Consider the following 7181-nt stretch of genomic DNA (forward strand, 5'->3'; position numbering starts at 1 on the left):
CCGTCGACCGTGAGCGTGGGGTCAGCGTCGACTCGCCGGCGCTGTCCGGCTGGGACGGCGTCCCCCTGGCGGCGTACCTCCGCGACCTGACCTCGGCACCGATCGTCGTCGACAACGACTGCAACGTGATGGCGGCCTCGGAGCGCGGCGGCCACCTCCTCGACCACGACGACGTCCTGGTCCTCAAGGCCTCCACCGGCCTCGGGCTCGGCATCGTCGCCGGCGGTCACCTGCTGCGGGGGCACCGTGGGGCGGCCGGCGAGCTGGGCCACGTCAAGGTGCCGGCCGCGGCCGGCCTGGTGTGCCGCTGCGGGGACACCGGCTGCCTCGAGGCGGTCGCCGGGGGATGGGCGCTCGTGGAGCGGCTGCGCGAGAACGACCGGGAGGTGCACCACGTCCGCGACCTGGTGGCCCAGGCGGTGCTGGGCGACGGCGAGGCGCGCTCGATCGTGCGCGAGTCCGGCCGTCGGGTCGGCGAGGCGCTCGCCGCCACCGTCACCGTCCTCAACCCCCGCGCCGTCGTCGTCGGTGGTGACATGGCCGGTGCCTTCGACACCTTCGCCGCGGGCCTGCGCGACACGCTCTTCCCCGGCACCACGGCGCTGGCGGGTCGCGACCTGCAGGTGCTCCCCGCGACGTACGGCGAGCGGGCCGGCCTCGTCGGCTGCGTCCGGCTGGCCCTCGACTCGGTGCTCTCCCCGCGCGCGGTGGACGCGCTGCTGGCCCGGGCCCGCTGAGCCCCCTTCCCCGGCGCCCGGGCGTGCCCTAGGTTGCCCGCCATGGTCCGCGTGCACGCCTTCGGTGACGACTCCCTGCAGGACCTCGACGCGGTCGGGCTCGTCGAGGCCTACCGCGACGGGCTCTCGGTGGCCGACGTGGTGGAGGCCGCCATCGCCCGGGCCGACGCCGTCGACGACCAGCTCGGGGCGCTGGCCCACGAGGCCTTCGACGAGGCGCGGGCCGAGGCGCGTGCACCGCGCCCCGGCTACTTCTCGGGGGTGCCGACGTTCCTCAAGGACAACGTCGACGTCGCCGGCATGCCCACCCAGAACGGCACGGACGCCTACGTCGCCCGGCCGGTCCCCGAGGACGGCGACTTCACCCGGATGTACCGCGGCCTCGGGCTGCTGGCGCTCGGCAAGACGCGGCTCAGCGAGTTCGGCTTCAGCGGGGCCGTCGACCACCCGCGCCTGGGCCCGGTGCGCACGCCCTGGAACCCCGACCACTACGCCGGGGCGTCGTCGGCGGGGTCCGCGGCGTTCGTCGCCACCGGGGTGGTCCCCCTCGCGCACGCCAACGACGGGGGCGGCTCGATCCGGATCCCGGCCTCGGTCAACGGGCTGGTCGGCCTCAAGCCCACCCGCGGCCGGCTGGCCCAGGACCGGTCGATGCGGCAGATGCCGGTGCGGATCGTCTCCGACGGCGTGCTGACCCGCTCGGTGCGCGACACCGCGGCGTTCTACCGCGAGGCCGAGAAGGTCTACCGCGACCCGCGGCTGGCCCCGGTGGGCGACATCACCCGCCCCGGCCGCAGCCGGCTCCGGGTGGCGGTCGTGACCCGCGGCATCGGTCGCGACGCCAGCCCCGAGGTCGCGGCGCTGACGCTCGCGACGGCAACGCTGCTGGAGTCCCTCGGTCACGAGGTCGAGGAGATCGAGCCGCCCGTGCCGAGCTCGTTCGCCGACCACTTCGTCCTCTACTGGTCGATGCTGGCCATGGGCATCGTCCGCACCGGTCGGCGCACGTTCGGCCCGACGTGGGACCCCGCACAGCTCGACAACCTCACCCTCGGGCTCGACCGCCACTGCCGGCGCCACCTGCACCGGCTGCCGGCCGCCATCGCCGCGGTGGGGTCCAGCAGGTACCGCGCGGCGCGTCACCACCTGACGTACGACGTGACGCTCACACCCACGCTGGCCACCACCACGCCCAAGGTCGGCCACCTCGACCCGACCGCCGACTACGAGCAGGTGCTGGACCGGCTGATGGACTGGGTGGCCTTCACGCCGTGGCAGAACGCCACCGGCGAGCCGGCGGTCTCGCTCCCTCTTGCGACCACCTCGGAGGGGTTGCCGCAGGGCATGATGCTCGGCGCCGGAGCGGGCCGCGAGGGCCGTCTCCTGGAGCTGGCCCTGGAGCTCGAGGAGGCCGCTCCGTGGCCCCGGATCCACGTGGGATGAGGGCGCCACGAGCGGGGAACGGAGGCGATTTCCTGTATCCCCGGAGCCGTGTGTATTCTCTTCCGCTGTTGCCCCTTTAGCTCAGTCGGCAGAGCGTCTCCATGGTAAGGAGAAGGTCTACGGTTCGATTCCGTAAAGGGGCTCTGGTTGGAGCACCGTCGTAGACTTCGGCGGTCGCCCCTCCCGGCGGCGGGGTAGCTCAGGTGGTTAGAGCACACGGCTCATAATCGTGGTGTCGCGGGTTCGAGTCCCGCCCCCGCTACCACCAAGACCAGCACCACCCCAGGCCCAGCACGACACAGGCGCAGCCCGCACCACCGCACCCCGACGAAGGACTTCCCGTGGCCAGCAAGAGCTCTGACGTTCGCCCCAAGATCACGCTCGCGTGCGTCGATTGCAAGGAGCGGAACTACATCACCAAGAAGAACCGCCGCAACGACCCCGACCGCATCGAGCTGAAGAAGTTCTGCCCGCGTTGCCGCACGCACACCGCGCACCGCGAGACCCGCTGAGCGGTCCCCCTCTGCACCACCGACCCGTCGAGGATCTCGACGGGTCGGTGTCATTTAGGCTCCTGCCATGCCTGTCGACCAGTCCCTGGTGGGGCGCGAGTTCCCGCCGACCGCCCCGCTCGAGGTGACCGAGGAGCGCGTCGCCGCCTTCGCCCGGTCGCTCGGCACCTCCTACGACACCTCCCACGGCAGATCGCACGGGGCCGGATCCCCGCCCGGGGTGCCCCCGACGTACCCGATCGTGCTGGCCTTCGACGCCATGCAGGCCTTCCTGGACTCCGAGCAGATCGACCTGTTCCGCATCGTGCACGGCGAGCAGCGCTTCGCCTACGAGCGGCCCGTCCGCATCGGCGACGTGCTGACCGCCACGCTGAGCGTGGTCAGCCTCCGCCAGATCGGCGGCGCCGACATCATCGGCACCAGCAGCGCCATCACCGACGCCGACGGCGCCCTGGTGTGCACGGGGCGCGCCACGCTGGTGCACTCAGCAGACAAGGTCCAGTCAGCAGAGCAGGAGACGGCATGAACCCCGGCGACACCCTCCCCGCGCGGACCTTCGCAATCACGCGCGCCGACCTCGTCGCGTACGCCGAGGCGGCCGGCGACCCCAACCCGATCCACCAGGACGAGGAGGTCGCCCGCAGCGTCGGGCTGCCCGGGGTCATCGCCCACGGGATGCTCACCCTCGGGCTGGTCGGCCGCGCGGTCGAGGAGTGGACCGACGGCGCCGAGGTCGTCGAGCTCGGCTGCAAGTTCACCCAGCCCGTCGTGGTGCCCGCCGAGGGTGCCGCCGAGGTCGTGGTCGCCGGCACCGTGAAGACCGTGGCCGACGGCCTGGTGACGCTGGCCCTCGAGGTCACCTGCGGGGCCACCAAGGTGCTGGGCATGCCCAAGGCCGTCGTCCGTGGCTGAGGCCCCGGCCCTGCTTCGCGACCACACCACCCTGCGCCTGGGCGGCCCCGCCCGGGAGTGGGTGCGCGCCACCACCGAGGGGGAGCTGGTCGACGCGGTCGCCGGGGCCGACGACGCCGGCACCCCGGTGCTCGTCCTGGGTGGGGGGAGCAACCTGGTGGTCGCCGACCACGGCTTCGACGGCCGGGTGGTCGAGGTGGCCACGCGGGGCATCAGCGCCGACGTCGAGGACGTCGACCAGGGTGCGGTGTGCGGCGGCGTCGTGGTCCGTGTCGCCGCCGGCGAGAGCTGGGACGACCTGGTGGCGACCGCGGTCGAGCGGGGCTGGGTGGGCCTCGAGGCACTCTCCGGCATCCCCGGCAGCGTGGGTGCGACCCCGATCCAGAACGTCGGCGCCTACGGGCAGGAGGTCGCCCAGACCGTCGCCTCGGTGCGCGTCTGGGACCGGACCCTGCGGGGCGTGCGCACCTTCGCCGCCGCCGACTGCCACTTCGGCTACCGCCACTCCCGCTTCAAGGCCGACCCCGGCCGGCACGTGGTGCTCTCGGTCGACCTCCAGCTCCGGACCGGCTCGCTGAGCGCCCCCGTGACGTACGCCGAGCTGGCCCGCACGCTGGGCGTCGACCTGCACGGCCGGGCGCCGCTGGCCGCCGTGCGCGAGGCCGTGCTGGGCCTGCGTGCCGGCAAGGGGATGGTCCTCGACGACGCGGACCACGACACGTGGAGCGCGGGCTCGTTCTTCACCAACCCGTTCCTCACCGCCGAGCAGGCGGCGGCGCTGCCCGACGACGCCCCCCGCTGGGAGCAGCCGGACGGCCGCACCAAGTCCAGCGCGGCCTGGCTCATCGAGCACGCCGGCTTCGGCAAGGGGTACGGGCTCGACCTGCGCGGCGGGCGCGCCAGCCTCTCCACCAAGCACACGCTGGCCCTCACCAACCGGGGCGGTGCGGGCACCGAGGACCTGCTGGCCCTGGCCCGCGAGGTCCGCGACGGCGTCGAGGCGGCGTACGGCGTGCGGCTGGTCAACGAGCCGGTGCTCGTCGGCTGCCGGCTCTAGAGGTTCGTGCCCCCGGGCGTCGACGTGTCGACCGTGGTGACGTCGCCGGTCGCGGCGAACAGCAGCGTGACCAGCCCCACGATCGCGACGATCCCGAGCACCAGCAGCACGGTGCCGATGATCCCCATGATCCGGCCGGCCTGCGCCTGCTCCCGGCCGCTCCAGCGGCCCGGCTGGGCGTCGATCTCCCGGACCACCCGGCTGCCGGTCCGCCACGCGAAGGGCGCCACCAGKATCGGGACCAGGCACACGAAGAGTCCGATGAGTGACACCAGGCCCAGCACCATCGCAGTGGTGGCCGAGGGGTGCGGGGGTGCCGTCTGGCCCGGCTGCACGTAGCCGCCGTACGGGGCGTACGGGTCCTGCCCGTAGGGCGGCGGCTGGGCGGCGTACGGCTGGGTGGGCGGGTCGTGCCGGTCGCCGTAGCTCGTGTGGGTGGGCGGGGTGCCGTACGAGGACCTGTCCGCAGAGCCGTAGGGGTTGGTCGCCGGCTCGGGCCCCTGCCCGGGGTACTGCGGTGTCTGCGAGCCGTCCGGGTTCGTGTGCAGGTAGTCCTCGGGGCGGTGCTGCGGCTCGGGCTGCTGGTCGGGCTGGTCCTCGTTGCTCACGAGGACATCCTCCCAGCCGGAGCCGCGTCCCGCACGTGGTCCGCACCGGCGAGCCAGGCGTCGACCTCGGCCAGGGCGGCTCTGCGTACGTCGCCGGGGGCACGGGAGGCCTCGAAGGACGAGCGCGCGAGCGAGGCCAGGTCGGCGTCGGTGAGGTCGTGGGCGGCGCGCATGGTGGCGTACTGCCCGGCCAGCCGGGAGCCGAAGAGCAGCGGGTCGTCGGCACCCAGCGCGATCGTGGCCCCCGCGGCCATCAGCTGGGGGAGCGGCACCGAGGTGAGGTCGGAGTAGACACCGAGGGCGACGTTGGAGACCGGGCACACCTCGAGCGCCACCCCCGCCTCGACGATCGCCTCCAGCAGCGCCGGGTCCTCGGCGGCGCGCACGCCGTGCCCGAGCCGGTCCGCGTGCAGCTCGTCGAGACACAGCCGGATGTGGTCGGGGCCGCGCAGCTCGCCCCCGTGCGGGGCGAGCAGCAGCCCGGCCCGCTCGGCGATCGCGAAGGCGGGCGCGAAGTCGCGCGTGGAGCCGCGGCGCTCGTCGTTGGAGAGCCCGAAGCCCACTACGCCGCGACCGGCGTACTGGGCGGCCAGCCGGGCCAGGGTGCGGGCGTCGAGGGGGTGCCTCGTCCGGTTGGCGGCGATCACCACGGCGATCGGCAGGCCGGTGCGCTGCGAGGCGTCGCGCACGCAGTCGAGGACGAGCTCGGTGAAGGCGGTGATGCCGTCGAAGCGGGCGGCGTACCCGCTCGGGTCGACCTGGATCTCCAGCCAGCGGCCCCCGTCGGCGACGTCGTCCTCGGCGGCCTCGAGGACGAGGCGTCGTACGTCCTCCGGCGTGCGCAGCACCGACCGTGCGACGTCGTAGAGCCGCTGGAAGCGGAACCAGCCCTTCTCGTCGGCGGCCGAGAGCTGGGGCGGCCAGTCCTCGACCAGGGAGTCCGGGAGTGCGATCCCGTCCCGCTCGGCGAGCTCGAGGAGCGTGCCGTGCCGCATCGCGCCGGTGAAGTGGAGGTGCAGGTGCGCCTTGGGCAGTGCCCGTACGTCGCGCCGTGCGCCTGCCGGGTTGCCCCCGTCGTCCCCGCCGTGACCCATGCCGGCGATCGTAGGGGGGCGACGCCGGTTCGACGCGGCTGGGCCGGGCCCGTATGATTCCCGTTTGGTGGATTCCCCGCATGCTTCGCCATGCCCGTCACCGGGTGCGGCAGCGTCGGAGTGGTCCGTCGGAGGGCACTAGCTCAACTGGCAGAGCATCGGTCTCCAAAACCGAAGGTTGGGGGTTCAAGTCCCTCGTGCCCTGCTCCATCAAGAACAAACGGATCAACGAGTGAGAGGTGGCAGGCGTGTCGGACTCCCCGGCGGTGCACGAGCCGCGTGAGGAATCGCGCGGCGGCGATCGCAAGCGCACGAGTCCGGCCACTTTCTACCGCCAGGTGGTCGCCGAGCTCCGCAAGGTCGTGTGGCCGACGCAGGAGCAGCTGACCACCTACTTCCTCGTGGTGATGGTGTTCGTGATCGTGATGATGGCCTTCGTGTCGGTGCTGGACCTGGCCTTCGGCAAGCTCATCTTCGCGATGTTCACGGGCAACTCCGACCAGTGACCCGGCGCCGGCCCGTCCGGCGCACAGTCCTCATCCACCCCGGCCCTCCACCCGGCCGGGACCCCAGTACACCGACGTGACGGAGCAACCCGTGTCCGACCAGAACGACTCCCCGGACCAGTACGACGCCGAGGCGTCCACCGACGAGACCCCCGAGGCCGCGTCGCAGGACGTCACCCCCGGCGACGACCTGGTGACCGACGAGTCGGTGCCGTCCGGCGTCCAGACCGTCGACGTGTCGCTCACCACCGAGGCGCTCACCGACGCGGAGGCGCCCGCCCCGACCGACGAGACCGCTGACGAGGACGAGGC

10 protein-coding genes and 3 tRNA genes are annotated in these 7181 nt (G+C 73.3%); 11 read left to right on the forward strand and 2 right to left on the reverse strand.

Annotated features, from left to right (window positions below):
- The 8 genes from ACXJKL_RS10405 to ACXJKL_RS10440 form a co-directional block, all read left to right on the forward strand.
- The coding region (locus tag ACXJKL_RS10405) for an ROK family protein (protein ID WP_457206987.1) at positions 1-737 on the forward strand (737 nt) is incomplete at its 5' end.
- Between the two features lie 42 nt (positions 738-779).
- On the forward strand, positions 780-2180 hold the full coding sequence (locus ACXJKL_RS10410; protein WP_457206988.1) for an amidase: 1401 nt from the start codon (positions 780-782) through the stop codon (positions 2178-2180).
- A 70-nt stretch (positions 2181-2250) separates the two neighbouring features.
- A tRNA-Thr gene (locus ACXJKL_RS10415) sits at positions 2251-2323 on the forward strand.
- Positions 2324-2368: 45 nt separating this feature from the next.
- Positions 2369-2445: transfer RNA gene (locus tag ACXJKL_RS10420), tRNA-Met, on the forward strand.
- Between the two features lie 76 nt (positions 2446-2521).
- The gene (rpmG, locus tag ACXJKL_RS10425; RefSeq protein ID WP_056887613.1) at positions 2522-2692 is read left to right on the forward strand and encodes a 50S ribosomal protein L33; all 171 of its coding nucleotides are present in this window, start codon (positions 2522-2524) and stop codon (positions 2690-2692) included.
- A gap of 67 nt (positions 2693-2759) precedes the next feature.
- Complete coding sequence (locus tag ACXJKL_RS10430; protein ID WP_457206989.1) at positions 2760-3218, forward strand: FAS1-like dehydratase domain-containing protein; 459 nt, start codon at positions 2760-2762, stop codon at positions 3216-3218.
- Positions 3215-3604 (forward strand): MaoC/PaaZ C-terminal domain-containing protein, encoded by a 390-nt coding sequence (locus tag ACXJKL_RS10435; RefSeq protein ID WP_457206990.1) that lies wholly within the window; start codon positions 3215-3217, stop codon positions 3602-3604. The genes ACXJKL_RS10430 and ACXJKL_RS10435 overlap by 4 nt, the downstream gene beginning before the upstream one ends.
- Positions 3597-4661 carry a UDP-N-acetylmuramate dehydrogenase gene (locus ACXJKL_RS10440; RefSeq protein ID WP_457206991.1) on the forward strand — a complete coding sequence of 355 codons (1065 nt, stop codon included), beginning with the start codon at positions 3597-3599 and terminating at the stop codon, positions 4659-4661. The genes ACXJKL_RS10435 and ACXJKL_RS10440 overlap by 8 nt, the downstream gene beginning before the upstream one ends.
- On the opposite strand, the gene ACXJKL_RS10445 is transcribed toward ACXJKL_RS10440, so the two are convergent.
- Positions 4658-5269: a hypothetical protein gene (locus ACXJKL_RS10445; RefSeq protein ID WP_457206992.1), complete on the reverse strand. Its 612-nt coding sequence runs from the start codon at positions 5267-5269 to the stop codon at positions 4658-4660. The two genes, ACXJKL_RS10440 and ACXJKL_RS10445, sit on opposite strands and share 4 nt — an antisense overlap.
- Positions 5266-6363, reverse strand: coding sequence for an adenosine deaminase (locus tag ACXJKL_RS10450; RefSeq protein ID WP_457206993.1), 1098 nt, complete (start codon positions 6361-6363; stop codon positions 5266-5268). The genes ACXJKL_RS10445 and ACXJKL_RS10450 overlap by 4 nt, the downstream gene beginning before the upstream one ends.
- 132 nt (positions 6364-6495) lie before the next feature.
- On the opposite strand from ACXJKL_RS10450, the gene ACXJKL_RS10455 reads away from it, so the two are divergent.
- The 3 genes from ACXJKL_RS10455 to ACXJKL_RS10465 all read left to right on the forward strand — a co-directional run.
- Positions 6496-6568, forward strand: a tRNA-Trp gene (locus tag ACXJKL_RS10455).
- 43 nt (positions 6569-6611) lie between these two features.
- Positions 6612-6869 carry a preprotein translocase subunit SecE gene (gene secE / locus ACXJKL_RS10460; protein ID WP_457206994.1) on the forward strand — a complete coding sequence of 86 codons (258 nt, stop codon included), beginning with the start codon at positions 6612-6614 and terminating at the stop codon, positions 6867-6869.
- 91 nt (positions 6870-6960) lie between these two features.
- The coding region (locus ACXJKL_RS10465) for a hypothetical protein (protein WP_457206995.1) at positions 6961-7181 on the forward strand (221 nt) is incomplete at its 3' end.

It is taken from the genome of Nocardioides sp. P5_C9_2, from assembly GCF_054049555.1.